Below are 14,124 nucleotides of genomic sequence, written 5' to 3' on the forward strand. Positions count from 1 at the left end.
GCCCTTTTTCTTTTTATTCTAACATCCGCATCGCTTCTTCCATCACCTGAATCTTGTAGATCGTCTGCGCTACAAGATCTTCTCTGGCATTCACATCCGACTGGATTTCTCGCCGCTTCGTGTCCTGTAACTGATATCCGGTTCTGACTTCGTGAAGCTGCTCGCCTTTTGCAGCCAACTCGCGTTCAAGCCGTTCTGCATCTGCGCGTTCTTTTCGTATTCCGTCTGCCTTATTCTGATCGATCAGTCGCGCAAATACGTAACCGATCACAAAGCAGAGCACGATCGCAAGTATTGATGTAACCAGAAAACGAACCACATCTGTACCATTCATACGCTCTGACATTTGAATGTACGCCCGTGGCATCAGGAACAATTCCATGATACAGAATATGACAAATGGAACAATGGCGGCACGGATACCGGTTCGTATCCACTTGCTTCTGTGTCTTGGTACGATCTGCGCCTGATTGTTCCGGGCAGTCAGAAGCTCCAGTTTGTTCTTCCGTTCCATTGCCCATGCTTCATTTAAGCGTTCCAGTACATCCGGACTTTCTGCCAGCCGTTCCTTTGCCTGTTCATATTCCTGAATATCCTTTGAGGTACGGAGTTTATCCATATCCTGTTTCAGATTCTCAAGCACTACCCGGATCGTTTCCTCATAAAGCCGGTCATTCATTTTCCGGCTGCTTCTGGTGTATATCTTTGATCGTTCTATAACGAGGTCAACTGCCAGCTTCGCCCCATCCTCCCGGATCGGAGAGTCAGCATCCAGTTTATCAAGCAATCGTCCAAATGCATTTCCCCGGTTTGCTTTTCTGTATTCATCATAATCCTCACGCTGATACACTTCTCCGATCAGCGCGGCAATCCGGTAAGTGGCCAGTGCCTCCTGCAAATGAAAGGTCTTCTCACATTTTTCCGGTCGTACCAGATAGATCGAATAAATATTTTCTTCTCCCTCTCTTGCAATAATACGATGCAATTCATCTGCCAGTTCTTCATCTGACATATAATTACTGACCGGATAGCGGATCGTCTTATATTCCTTTTGTGATGCAGGCACAAGCCGTACCGATACCACGCCATCTGATAACTTTCCCTGCACATAGCCATGCGGTCCGGTCTCCCTGTTATTGTCCGGTTCCAATACACCCGGATAACAAATCCTGCCATTGTACATATTTTTATAGGAAGCTTCATGTCCTAATCCGATATAATCAAATCCTGCTTTCCGGATCGTCGGATAATCGATCGGTATCGCACCATGATTTCCGGCATGAGCCAGCAGAATATTTGTCATCTCATCATCCGCCGGTGTCAGTTCATCTAAAACTGCCATCTGCGCTCCGGCACTATAATAGCCGGCACAATAAAGTACCGCATTTTTTTTCGGAAACCGGATAACATCGATCATGGCAGTTGCATTTTCATGCTTTACTCCATATATTGCAGAGCCTGCCGGAACCGGATTCCGATACTCGCTGCAGCCTGCCACATAAATATTTGACCGGAAAGAATAGCCCGTAAGTGCACTATCTGATTTCATGTAATCATGATCTCCCTGACAATAAATGACCGCCGTTTTATCAAGCGGCAGAAATATCTCATCAATCCACGCAAGATCTTCTTCTGTTGCCGGATGGTCAAAGAGATCCCCTGTGATAAATACAAAATCAGCCTGTAATTTTCCTGCATCAGAAACAACCTGTTTCAAGGTCGTTATCCCGTCCTTTTCACAGGTCTGTCCGAACAGTAATTTGTCTGCTTTTCGTCCGATATTCACATCACTGATATGGATAAACTGAATTGCTCCCATCGAGATCTCCCGTCTTCTCACTTCATTTTCCTGTCAAATGTATATTTTTAACTTTATTTTCTAAAGTTTGTAAATATTTTTCCATAATTTTATTAAGTTTGACTTCTTATATACTATCATACCATATTTTTATGCCGGATACATCCTGTTTTTCGATACGGCTGATTGACTTTTGAAAAATGCTCTCGTATAATAATGAGTGTTTTTTTAATGAGAGCGTATGTCTATGCGTTTTTAGAATATATCAGGAGGAAATTATTATGCCTATTAAGTACGTGTTTGTCACAGGCGGTGTCGTATCCGGTCTTGGTAAAGGTATCACTGCTGCCTCCCTTGGTCGTCTGCTCAAAATGAGAGGCTACAAGGTTACCAGCCAGAAATTCGATCCATACATCAACATGGATCCGGGTACTATGAACCCGATCCAGCATGGTGAAGTATTCGTAACCGATGATGGTGCGGAGACTGATCTGGATCTTGGTCATTATGAGCGTTTTATCGATGAAAGTCTGAATAAGAATTCGAATGTTACGACCGGTAAGATCTACTGGAGTATCTTACAGAAAGAACGTCACGGCGACTTCGGCGGACACACCGTACAGGTAGTTCCACATATAACAAATGAAATCAAAGAGCGCTTCTATCGGAATCCGGATGCAAAGGATACCGAGGTTGCGATCATCGAAATTGGCGGTACAGTCGGCGATATCGAGAGCCAGCCTTTCTTAGAGGCGATCCGTCAGTTCACACATGATGTCGGACATGAGAATTGCATTATGATCCACGTTACTCTGATTCCTTATCTGAAAGCTTCCGGTGAATTAAAGACAAAGCCAACGCAGGCGAGTGTTAAGAACCTGCAGGGAATGGGTATCCAGCCGGATATTCTGGTCTGCCGTTCTGATTATCCACTGGATCAGGGCTTAAAGGATAAGATTGCATTATTCTGTAATGTACCTAGCCAGAATGTCATCCAGAATCTGGATGTTGATGTATTATATGAAGTTCCTCTCGCTATGGAGAAAGAGCATCTCGCTGATGTTGTATGCAAATGCTTACATATGGATTGTCCTGCTCCGGAACCACATGCATGGAAGGAATGGAATGATATGATCACTGCCTGGAAGAATCCGGAAAAAAAGGTTCGTGTTGCTCTCGTCGGCAAATATGTCTCACTGCATGATGCATACATTTCCGTTGTTGAATCCTTAAAGCATGCCGGTGTTGCAAACGATGCCGAGGTCGAGATCAAATGGGTAGATTCCGAACTTGTAACTCCTGAAAATGTGGAAGAAACACTGGGTGACGTCGATGGAATCCTTGTTCCGGGCGGTTTTGGTGACAGAGGTATCGAAGGCATGATCACCGCAATCCAGTATGCAAGAGAGAAAAAGGTTCCTTACCTTGGTCTGTGTCTCGGTATGCAGCTCACGATCGTTGAATTTGCAAGACATGTCCTTGGTTATGCAGATGCACACAGCTCAGAATTCAATCCAAACTCTTTCCATCAGGTTATTCATATCATGCCGAATCAGCATGATGTAACAGACCTCGGTGGAACATTAAGACTTGGTTCTTACCCATGTGTACTCAGCAAAGATTCCAAATCCTATGAGCTCTATGGCACAGAATACATCCATGAGCGTCACAGACATAGATATGAAGTCAACAATGACTACCGTAAGGCTTTAACAGATAATGGTATGGAACTGGTTGGTCTCTCTCCTGACGGTCACATCGTTGAGATGATCGAGATCCCGGATCATCCTTGGTTCATCGGAACTCAGGCGCATCCGGAATTCAAGTCCAGACCAAATAAAGCGCATCCGCTTTTCAAAGGCTTTGTTGCTGCGGCACTCGCTCACGAAGAGCAGTAGTTTATGCGAACACTTTACAACTGGTGTGTTTGCATAAATCTATGAAAAAAAGAAGATCGTCTTACCTATTATTACGCAAGTCGTTTGCACTCTATTTCAACGCAACGGTACTAAGCTCCTCGCCTTTGGCGACTCACTAAGAACCGGCGTTGAAACAGGCTTGCTTCATAATAGTAAGACGGTCTTCTCTTTTTATTCAAATTCTCAATATGCAAACACACCAGTTATAAAGTATTCGCTTTCGAATTATCTTGATTTATTCATAGATCTATAGTTTGAAACGCTTTCGTCACAAGCAACAAATTAAAAATACCATATAAAAGAAATGAGACATCTATATTTTATGTAGCAGACCTATTCGAACGCCGGTTCTTAGTGAACTGCCATAGGCAGTGAGGTTAGAACCGCTGCGTGAGAATAGAACGAAAGTGTTCTGCGTAATAAAGATATAGATGTCTCATGCTTATATGGTATTTTTATTTATACATCATGGCTTCAGCGCGCGGGTTGCGTTGATGATCGCGAGGAAGGCAACACCGACATCGGCGAATACCGCTGCCCACATATTTGCAAAACCAAGGGCACCGAGTACCATAACAATGATCTTGACAGCAAGTGCAAACACAATGTTCTGCTGCACGATACGAACCGTCTTTCTGGCAATTGCATATGCTACGGCAATCTTGCCCGGATCATCATCGATCAAAACGATGTCTGCTGCTTCAATCGCAGCATCCTGACCCATAGCTCCCATTGCGATACCGACATCGGCACGCATTAAAACAGGCGCATCATTGATTCCGTCACCGGTGAAGATCAATGTACTGTCTTCATCCTTCTCGCGGAGAAGCTGTTCTACTTTATCTACCTTATCACCCGGCATCAGCTCTGCACATACAGTATCAATGCCAAGCTCTTTTGCTACACTGTCAGCAACCTCTTTCTTATCTCCGGTCAGCATAACAACATTATCAATTCCACATTTCTTGATTGATGCGATCGCATCCTTAACGCCATCCTTGATCTCATCAGCGATCGTGATACATCCCTTATATGCACCATTTTCCGCTACGAAAAGGACTGTTCCAACCTTGGATGGCTGTTTTGCTCCTGCCATGGATATCTTTCTGGAATCCAGAAGCTTCTTATTTCCGACTAACACTTCTTTTCCATCTTTTAAGACCTTGATACCCATTCCGGAAATTTCCTCATATCCATCGAGGCGGTCGATCTGTACCGTTCCCTTATATGCAGCCTTGATTGATGCTGCGATCGGATGGTTGGAGTAATATTCGCCATATGCTGCAAGCTCCAGAAGATCATCCTCACTGATTCCATTTGCGCATGTCTCTACAACCTTGAATACACCCTTTGTCAGAGTTCCGGTCTTATCAAATACGGCAATCTTTGCTTTACCCAGAAGTTCCAGATAGTTACTTCCTTTTACAAGGATACCTGCCTTGGATGCTCCGCCGATTCCACTGAAGAAACTAAGTGGAATGGAGATGACCAATGCACATGGACAGGATACTACCAGAAAGATCAGTGCACGGTGGAACCATTTACCAAATTCACCTACAAAGATCGGCGGAATGATCGCTACTGCAAGTGCAAGGAAACATACGATCGGTGTATAGTATTTTGCAAATCTGGTAATGAACTGCTCGTACTGTGCTTTTCTCGTACTTGCATTTTCCACCAGTTCCAAAATCTTCGATACGGTCGAATCGTCAAATTCCTTTGATACCTTGACACGGATCACACCGTTCTGGTTAATCACGCCACTTAACACTTCGTCACCAACAGACAGCTTTCTAGGTACGGATTCACCGGTAAGCGCTGCTGTATCTACAAATGTTTCACCTTCGATAACAGTACCATCGAGAGGAACTTTTTCACCCGGCTGCACGATGATGATATCACCGATCGCAACTGTCTCCGGTTCTACCTGAACGATCTGTCCATCTTTTTCAATATTTGCATATTCCGGCATAATGTTCATCAAATCTGTGATACTGGCTCTTGATCTGTTGACTGCATATTTCTGGAACCATTCTCCGACCTGATAGAACAGCATAACGGCTGCCGCCTCGCCAAATTCTCCGGTTCCGTATGCGCCTACAGTTGCAACTGCCATCAGGAAGTTTTCGTCAAATACATGACCCTTGCTGATATTTTTGATCGCCTTTAAAAGGACATCATATCCTGCCATCAGATATGGTACTGCGAACATCACAGCCTTTACAACTGTATCCCACACTCCATTCAAATGGATGAGCTTCTCTGCAATCTCGCATACGATAAATACCACCAGTGCAACGATGATTCGAATTAACATCTTTTTCTGCTTCTTACTCATAATCCATCACCTTTTTTCTGCTATCTGCGATAATTTTCTTATTTTATCTTCTCTTTCAGCTTATGTAAATCTGTAACGTATTAATGTTCAGATCTGCATTTTTCTAATATTCGATCGCAGCTTCCTCATCAATGCTCTTGATGATCTTTTCTGCCTGCTTTAAGATCTCGTCTAATTTGTCTTCATCTGCGTCTAATGTAAGTTTCTGTGCCATAAAGCTGATAGATGCGCTGTTAACACCCGGTAACTTGCTGATCTGCTCCTCCATCTTTGCTGCACAATTTGCGCAATCTACATCACTTAAATTATATCTCTTCTTCATAATATCCACCTTTAACCTTTCTTATTATTCAAATATATGCTCAAGTCCCATTCGCATGATCACTGCTACATGGTCATCGGCAAGCTCATAAAACATATTCTTTCCGGCTCTGCGGTTCTTGATCAGCTTCGCCTGTTTTAACACTCTTAATTGATGAGAAATGGCAGATGCATTCATTCCAAGCTCTTCTGCGATGTCACCAACACTTTTTTCGTGATCCAGGAGTGTGTATAAGATCTGAATCCTTGTAGAATCGCCAAATACCTTAAACAACTCGGCCAGATCATACAGATTCTCTTCGTCCGGCATCATCTCATTAATCTCAGCGGTAATCTCAGCTATGTCGTTCTCTTTGCATTCACATGCTTCCCTGCTGTCCGTATTCATTCTGTCCCTCCTCTCGTTGTTTTTATTGAACATCTGAATATCTGTTCATATGTTGTTTTTAATATAACATTATGTTTGCACCCTGTCAACTGATTTTTATATTTGCTTCAAATAAATTTTTGTCACCAGATTCATTATGTTATATTTTTTCATTTTATACCTTCATTCTGTGTGTACATTTTCCCTTATAATGGCAGTATATTTTTTTCATGTTCGCACAAACTAGAGATATGGAACCATTAATTTTGCGACGCCTTGCCAAAAACTAATGTCCAAATAATTAGAAATCAGAGAGGAATGCCATGAAAGTATTTAATGTTATTTGTCTTACTCTTGTGATCGTTGGGGCGATCGTTTGGGGTATCATCGGAATCTTTAATTTTAATCTTGTAGATGCTTTATTCGGAACCGGCTCCGCCTTTTCCAGAATCATCTACACACTCGTTGGTATCGCCGGACTGTACCTGATCTCCTTCTACGGTCTGATCTGCAACGAGGACTAGCCGAACGAAAAATACACCATTTACCTTTACGGGATTATCCAATTTCTGCTATTGATATCTCCACTATGATAAACTCGCTCGCTTCCTATTCGATGCATATGTCTGATTCGTAAATACTCCTGTGCCAACTCGCCTTCGGCTCAAACAGGCGCTCGTATTTACTGACAATATGCATCTCATAACGAAACTCTCGCGAACGTTTTTCATAGTGGAAACACCAACACCCGAAACTGGATAAATCCCTGTATATCGAATGGTGTATTTTTCTGTTCATCATCTTAGCTTTTTATTGTTTCTGCGGGGGGATTTTTTCTGCTGTAATCATTCCTGCTATACACAGTCCGCTCACTTTTTAAACTCGTAAACATTTGCGAACATTTTTTCACTCATTTACATATAACGACAAAACGCCCACCAAATAAATGCTATCTGGTATCTGATAGAATTATTTTGGTAGGCGTTCTAAAAAGAAATATCAGCTATCGTCATTCCGCAGTTTTATTTTTGTTGATTCTTAAGGATTCTCTGCGTTTTAATATCTGCCTGAAAAGACATTTGTGGAGTTTTCGTTATGAGATGTACATTGTCAGCGAATGCGAGTGCTTGTTTGAGTCCGAAGGACGAGTTAGCACAAGAGCATGAGCGAATCAAGTAAGCTACACTAACCTCAAACTTCGTTATCACTCGTTTTCGCTAAGTGTACTTACATGGCACGCACTAACCTCAGACTTCGCGATATCGCTCGTCTTCACTAAGTGCTCCGCACAGACATGTGCAATGAATAGAAACCGCAGCAAGTCATTTATAATAGGGTAGGTACCAGATCAGATTCATTTGGCGGGCATTTTGCCATAGTTAAAATAAAAATTCTTCGACAACGCAGCGGATCAGGCAGTAGAGGATGACCACGATCATAAGCGGGGTAAGCAGTCGAAGCTTTTTGCCATTTTCATCGTACCGATTAAAAGGTTCGGTGAATACAGCGGCGAAGCTCTCCTTTCTGCCATTTATGACTGCAAGCAGATAAATAATTCCTGCTGATATTACAGTGCCAACCAGTGCCATAGGTATATATGCCCGGATGGTGCTGAGCAGCATCGTCTGTGTTACTTCTGTATTTTCTGCCTGATCTTTTAACGCCGGAATGATATTTGCAATATGCTTTATAACAACAGAAAAACCATTGATCAGAAAATGCATGATCATTGTTGGAATAATGCTTCCGGTTGCTTCTACAACAAATCCAAAGATCAGACCGATCACAACCGCATATGCCATCTGATTAAAATTCATATGCATCAGTCCAAATAAAAAACCTGACATCAATATGGCCTTTAATCTGCCGGCTTCATGAAAGCTTCCGAACATGACACCACGATACGCCAGTTCTTCTATCACACACGGCAAAAATGCCATGAAAAAAAGCGAAGTTCCAAGTGTATTATGATCAACCAATGCTGAAGCTGCATTACTGATCTCATTTCGCACAAATAACATTGAAATTGCATTTAACAATGTAATAAGTGGCTCCATAAACAGAACCAGTGGTGGAATCAGCAGGAGTGTCAACGGATGAAATCTCCGAAACCAGATGATATCCTTTACATGCTTTCTCATGATGAACAGATATAACACTGTTGGTACAAATATCAGACTCTGACTGAATAATATGTTTTGTTTTATCGTGATGCCGGAAAACAGATCTGTAAATAACGCCAACACCGTTACGACCTCGTAAACTGCGATCAATGCTGTAAACAAACATTCAGCTCCAAAAATTTTCTTTCTTGTCTCCATATACCCTCTTATAATAATGTGGCAGATATCATTCATACATCTGCCACACCATCATTTTATAATCTTTATTTATACAACTGCTACTGCTTCGATCTCAATCAGTACGTCTTTTGGAAGTCTTGCAACTTCTACACAAGAACGTGCAGGGAAATCTTTGTTGAAATATTCTTTGTAAATATCGTTGATAATTGAGAACTGGTTCATATCCTTAATAAATACTGTAGTCTTTACAACCTTGTCACAGGATGAACCGGATGCCTCGATCAGATTCTTCAGATTTGAGATTGCCTGTTTTGCCTGAACTGTGATATCTCCTTCTACTAACTGATTCGTTGCAGGATCGATCGGAACCATTCCTGACGTAAATAAAAATCCGTTAGCAACGATTGCCTGTGAATATGGTCCGATTGCCTGTGGTGCTTTCTCTGTGCTGATTATCTTCTTATCCATTTTTATATCCTCCTGAAATTTAATGCCTACATCTCCATAATAATCTCTCTTGCCAGACTCTCCGGTATGGCTTTTGCGTACTGGTCACCATCAAATACCTCGATTGCGCCGATTCCATGCTGTAAAACGAAACGCAAATGTCCGTCTCTGACCTTCTTATCGGTATACAGCTTCTTAACCAGAGCGTCACGGTCTATATAATCCGGAATCTCCGTTGGAAGATCTGCCTGCTTCAACATGGCAACCATAGCTGCTTCATCCTCTGCTGTACAGTAGCCAAAATGTTCTGCCATCTTCACCTCTGCAACCAGACCGATCGCAACGGCCTCTCCATGCAACAGCTTATAATCACTGACTGTCTCGATGGCTCTTCCAACCGTATGTCCAAGGTTCAAAACCTCACGCAAACCGCTTTCCCGCTCGTCCTTCATAACGACCTGATATTTGATCTCGCAGTTCTTCTCCGCGATATGTCTGCATACCTCGTCCTTTACTGCAAGCACATCTTTGATATGCTCTGACAGATAATCGAAGAATTCCCTGTCTGCAAGGCAAGCATGCTTGATCGTCTCTGCAAGACCTGAAGATAACTGTCGCTGTGGAAGTGTCTTCCATGTTGCGATATCCAGATATACCTTCTGTGGCTGATTGAACAGGCCGATCAGATTTGTAGCAAGCGGCGTATCAACAGCAGTCTTGCCACCTACCGATGCATCAGCAGCCGCAAGCAGTGTGGTTGCATAATTGATAAACGGAATTCCTCTGCCGTAGGTTCCGGCTACAAATCCTGCAAGGTCTGTCACCACGCCACCGCCAACGGCGATAATGCAGCAATCTCTCCGATATCCCTTTGCAAGCATGGTATCTTCTACATACTCCTTTGTCGCTCTGGTCTTGCTCAGTTCTCCTGCCGGAAAACTTATAAGATCTGTCTTGTATCCTGCTTCTTCAAGCATCTTATAAATCTTGTCCGCATACAGCTCTTTTACATTGCTGTCTGTAACTACTACAAATTTGGATATTTTTCCAACCAGACCGGCTTTCAGATCATCGATCAGCTTCTGTTCCAGCTCATATCCAATCTCGATCTCATAGCTGTCGTCTACTACTTTTTTTAATTCAACCTTGAAATTACTCATATTCATCCTTTCATTTCCTGGTACTTTTCAGCCATATAACACGCATAGCTGTCTTTTTGTTTCTCCTGAACATTCCTGCTCATTTACGAATACATTATTTGATGATAATGTTTTTCTCTGTGATCCGGATCTTACCCTCTTTTAACAGATGTCCAACCGCACGCTTAAATGCATTCTTGCTAAGTCCGAACTCTTTCTCGATCACTTCTTTATCTGCCTTGTCATTAAATGGTAAGGTTCCTCCATAGCTTTCAATGATATTGTATACCATCTCGCTGTCATTGTTGATCTGTTCACGGATCGGCTTCTGTAAACTCAGATTGAGTTTGCCGTCTTCTCTGACATTTGCCACACGGGCTTCTACCGTCTCACCCACATTGATCCGGGAATGGATCTCCTTCATCGGGATCAGGGCTGAATAACGATTATCAACCGCAACAAAGGCTCCCAGATTCTGATTAAATTCAAATACCGTTCCACTTACGGAATCCCCTGCCTTATATGGGGACTGTGTCTCCAGATAGGCATATACCTTCATGCTGACGCACAAACGCTTGGAACGATCCTCATACATCCGGACCAGATACGACTGACCTTCCCTTACCTTGCTTGTCTGCTCTTTAAAAGGAAGCAGGATATCTTTTTCCAGTCCCCAGTCCATAAATGCACCGATGCCTGTCACATTGACACATTTTAATACTGCAAGTTCTCCCATCGTTATGATCGGATGATTTGTTGTTGCGATCAGGCGATCTGCGGAATCACGATAGATAAATACATCTAATTGATCTCCCATTCTTGTTCCCGCAGGTACCTGTTTCTTCGGAAGCAGGACTTCCTCGTCATCGTATTTTTTCTCGGCAAGGTAAATGCCGAAATCTTTCTCTTTTACAACCTCTAAATGGTTCCATTCGCCAATCTTGATCATGCTGTCTGTCTCCCCGTTCTCTTTGTTTTAAATTCTACTATACATCTGGTCTGATCTTCTTCATCTGCAAATACAAACTGTATCAGATCATCTCTTTCTGCTTTCTTTATTACGATACATTCATCTTTTACAAACTGCCGCTTATACTCGCTTCTGATCTGACAGATCATGTCATCCGAATCGATATATTCCAACGCCAGCGCAATATATGCTTCATTATTCATGTGGTTATTCGAATCAATCTGATAAGGCAGAACAACCCTTCTGTCTGTCTCTTCCATGCCTTCGATCAGCCGGATCTTTCTCGGAGCATATTCCATCGGAAGCTTTTCTGCAAGAGGATATGCTGCTCCTACTTCAGGCTCAATTCTTACAGGACGAAGCGTATCAGTATCAATATAACTCCACTGGGAAGCTGCCTGTACAATATTCGCTCCATTCTCATCCCGAATAACTATATTACGATATCCCATGGAACCTTTAAAATCATATGCCCAGGTTCCAACCCTGATCTTCTCCTGTAATACCGGATACCGCTCCACATCGATCTGCCATGAGATCAGAAACCATGCCCGGTTATGGTCCTTCAGATATTCAATTCCAATTCCTGCCTGTTCTGAATCGAAGATCGCACAATCCTGAAAGTAATTTGCTATCGTTGCCGCATTTGCTTCCTGTCTTCCATGCGTTTCGCTGTATCTTACGATCGCATCAAAACTGTACATATGTATTCTCCATTTCCTATTATAATGTCATCTCCACAAGTGCTCCCATTATACAACAGCCGGGCTATTATTTCTACCTGGATTTTCTATTTCCATTGATTTTTATTCTCAAATTTTTCGTGTTCATTGCGTATAAATAACTTTTTGTAATTTTTTTAAAAAAGTGCTTGCTTTTTTCAAACTGTTATAATATAATATCATCTGTTGACAGCAATGGGCTATCGCCAAATGGTAAGGCACTGGACTCTGACTCCAGCATTTTCAAGGTTCGAATCCTTGTAGCCCAGCTCTTAAGAACCAGATGTGATCTGGTTCTTTTTTTGTGCAATCAATCATCATGCAGAAATTGTGCTTGCAACGCAAGAGCACAAATTTCTATATGATGGTCAATGTTCATCGAGTCGTTAGACGAGAGGAACCTGATTGCACAAGAAAGGGAAAGGGACCGCCATCTTACAGGCAGTCCCTTGTATTTATGAATATTTTTTTGTGAAAAAAACAACGACTTAAATTTCGGATGTCTTAGGAGCTATCTTCTCTCCTTTTCTTATTGTAACAAAATTGTAACACATTTTTAATTTTTGCGCAATGTCTATTTTTACTAATTTATCGGAAATTTATTTTACTTTTATATATGAATCCTCTAATGCTTTCAAATATATTGTATAGTTCTCTTTATATTTTCTATTCTGCATCCGGCAGTCCCAAAAGCTGCAATGCGTTTTCTCCAAGGATCTTTTTCTTGTCTTCATCTGATAACGGAAGTGCCTGTATGTCCTTTATGGCCCGCTTCTGATCTGTCCACGGACTGTCTGTTCCAAATACGATCCGGTCTGCTCCATGTGCTCTGATCAGTTTCAGGAACATCTCCTCTGATGCCAGCTTCCAACGATGTTCAGCACCCGAAAGCCATGCAATCTCTCCATAGGAAAATGCTGTATCCATATATACATTTCTTCCGCACAGCTTCGCAAGTACCTCGTCCCAGAGATTCCAGCCACCCATATGTGCAAGAACGAGCCGCTCCGGCTGAACTTCATCTAATACTTCGCACACCATGTCCGGTGTACAATGTGTTACAGAGGGAAGCCCGATATCTACTCCGGCATGAACCACAACGACCAGACCAAGCTCTGTTGCGTAACTGATGATCCGTTTATAACGGATATCATTGAACATGGCATCCTGATAATCCGGATGCAGCTTAATTCCCTTTAATCCGGCAGACTTGATACCATTTAAAATCTCTTTATAGTTATCATTTCCGGGATGGATTCCGCCAAATGACCAGACACCACTACCCGTAAACTGGGCTGTTACTGTCTTTGCCACGGTATTGATCCGCTCCACCTGATGAGGTGCGGTTACAACAGGAAGGACAACAGAAATATCAACGCCGCTTTGCGCCATTGAATGCTGCAAGCCTGCAAGTGTACCATCTGATGCCGGCTTTGTCTTTGATCTACTTACTAACAGTTCAAGTGTCTTTGAAGCTATTTTATCCGGATATGTGTGAGTATGAAAATCTACGATCATCTTTTATTCCTTTTCTTATCTTCTCCCTGCCACCCTATATTAGGGTAACACTCATATTTTCATTTGACAATATTGAAATCTTTAGAAATTTATCGGTTTCTTTTGGTTTTTTCTATATAAATTGCTGTATTATGTCACCTGTCATTCCATCTTTCTTCGTATATTGCCCATATACACAAATATTAAATCTTTTCTATCGTATTGAAAATCCGATCATTTTAGAGTATCTTAGTTGAGAATAAACTAGAAACAGAAAGGGCTGCTCCGGCAGTTTTATACATT

12 protein-coding genes and 1 tRNA gene are annotated in these 14,124 nt (G+C 42.2%); 3 read left to right on the top strand and 10 right to left on the bottom strand.

Annotated features, from left to right (window positions below; genetic code table 11):
• Positions 1-13: 13 nt before the first annotated feature.
• A complete protein-coding gene (locus DWY07_RS09745) occupies positions 14-1,819 on the bottom strand; it encodes a metallophosphoesterase (protein ID WP_117822913.1) in 1,806 nt (601 codons plus the stop codon).
• Positions 1,820-2,079: 260 nt separating this feature from the next.
• Between DWY07_RS09745 and DWY07_RS09750 the strand changes: the two genes are divergently transcribed.
• Positions 2,080-3,696 carry a CTP synthase gene (locus tag DWY07_RS09750; RefSeq protein WP_117822915.1) on the top strand — a complete coding sequence of 539 codons (1,617 nt, stop codon included), beginning with the start codon at positions 2,080-2,082 and terminating at the stop codon, positions 3,694-3,696.
• Positions 3,697-4,183: 487 nt separating this feature from the next.
• Here the strand turns inward: DWY07_RS09750 and DWY07_RS09755 are convergent, their stop codons facing one another.
• The 3 genes from DWY07_RS09755 to DWY07_RS09765 form a co-directional block, all read right to left on the bottom strand.
• Positions 4,184-6,055, bottom strand: a complete 1,872-nt coding sequence (locus tag DWY07_RS09755) for a heavy metal translocating P-type ATPase (protein ID WP_117822917.1) — start codon at positions 6,053-6,055, stop codon at positions 4,184-4,186.
• A gap of 103 nt (positions 6,056-6,158) precedes the next feature.
• Positions 6,159-6,377 carry a heavy-metal-associated domain-containing protein gene (locus DWY07_RS09760; protein ID WP_008401157.1) on the bottom strand — a complete coding sequence of 73 codons (219 nt, stop codon included), beginning with the start codon at positions 6,375-6,377 and terminating at the stop codon, positions 6,159-6,161.
• A 24-nt stretch (positions 6,378-6,401) separates the two neighbouring features.
• Positions 6,402-6,764, bottom strand: a complete 363-nt coding sequence (locus tag DWY07_RS09765; RefSeq protein WP_021943626.1) for a metalloregulator ArsR/SmtB family transcription factor — start codon at positions 6,762-6,764, stop codon at positions 6,402-6,404.
• Between the two features lie 302 nt (positions 6,765-7,066).
• Between DWY07_RS09765 and DWY07_RS09770 the strand changes: the two genes are divergently transcribed.
• Positions 7,067-7,267: a DUF378 domain-containing protein gene (locus DWY07_RS09770; protein WP_008401155.1), complete on the top strand. Its 201-nt coding sequence runs from the start codon at positions 7,067-7,069 to the stop codon at positions 7,265-7,267.
• Positions 7,268-8,122: 855 nt separating this feature from the next.
• On the opposite strand, the gene DWY07_RS09775 is transcribed toward DWY07_RS09770, so the two are convergent.
• From DWY07_RS09775 to DWY07_RS09795, 5 genes are all read right to left on the bottom strand, one after another.
• A complete protein-coding gene (locus tag DWY07_RS09775) occupies positions 8,123-9,064 on the bottom strand; it encodes a type II CAAX endopeptidase family protein (RefSeq protein ID WP_173783670.1) in 942 nt (313 codons plus the stop codon).
• Between the two features lie 69 nt (positions 9,065-9,133).
• Positions 9,134-9,514 (bottom strand): RidA family protein, encoded by a 381-nt coding sequence (locus tag DWY07_RS09780; protein ID WP_008401150.1) that lies wholly within the window; start codon positions 9,512-9,514, stop codon positions 9,134-9,136.
• Positions 9,515-9,540: 26 nt separating this feature from the next.
• Entirely contained in the window at positions 9,541-10,653 is a 1,113-nt protein-coding gene (aroB, locus tag DWY07_RS09785) for a 3-dehydroquinate synthase (protein WP_117785388.1), read from the bottom strand.
• 94 nt (positions 10,654-10,747) lie between these two features.
• Positions 10,748-11,581: a S1-like domain-containing RNA-binding protein gene (locus tag DWY07_RS09790; protein ID WP_021943623.1), complete on the bottom strand. Its 834-nt coding sequence runs from the start codon at positions 11,579-11,581 to the stop codon at positions 10,748-10,750.
• Positions 11,578-12,306, bottom strand: coding sequence for an acyl-ACP thioesterase domain-containing protein (locus DWY07_RS09795; RefSeq protein WP_021943622.1), 729 nt, complete (start codon positions 12,304-12,306; stop codon positions 11,578-11,580). The genes DWY07_RS09790 and DWY07_RS09795 overlap by 4 nt, the downstream gene beginning before the upstream one ends.
• 214 nt (positions 12,307-12,520) lie before the next feature.
• On the opposite strand from DWY07_RS09795, the gene DWY07_RS09800 reads away from it, so the two are divergent.
• Positions 12,521-12,593 (top strand) — tRNA-Gln (locus DWY07_RS09800).
• Positions 12,594-12,990: 397 nt separating this feature from the next.
• Here DWY07_RS09800 and DWY07_RS09805 read toward each other — a convergent pair.
• On the bottom strand, positions 12,991-13,842 hold the full coding sequence (locus DWY07_RS09805) for an amidohydrolase family protein (RefSeq protein WP_117808690.1): 852 nt from the start codon (positions 13,840-13,842) through the stop codon (positions 12,991-12,993).
• Between the last annotated feature and the right edge of the window lie 282 nt (positions 13,843-14,124).

The sequence above is a fragment of the Clostridium sp. AF23-6LB genome (assembly GCF_003461085.1).
Classification (GTDB): Bacteria; Bacillota; Clostridia; order Lachnospirales; family Lachnospiraceae; genus Coprococcus; species Coprococcus ammoniilyticus.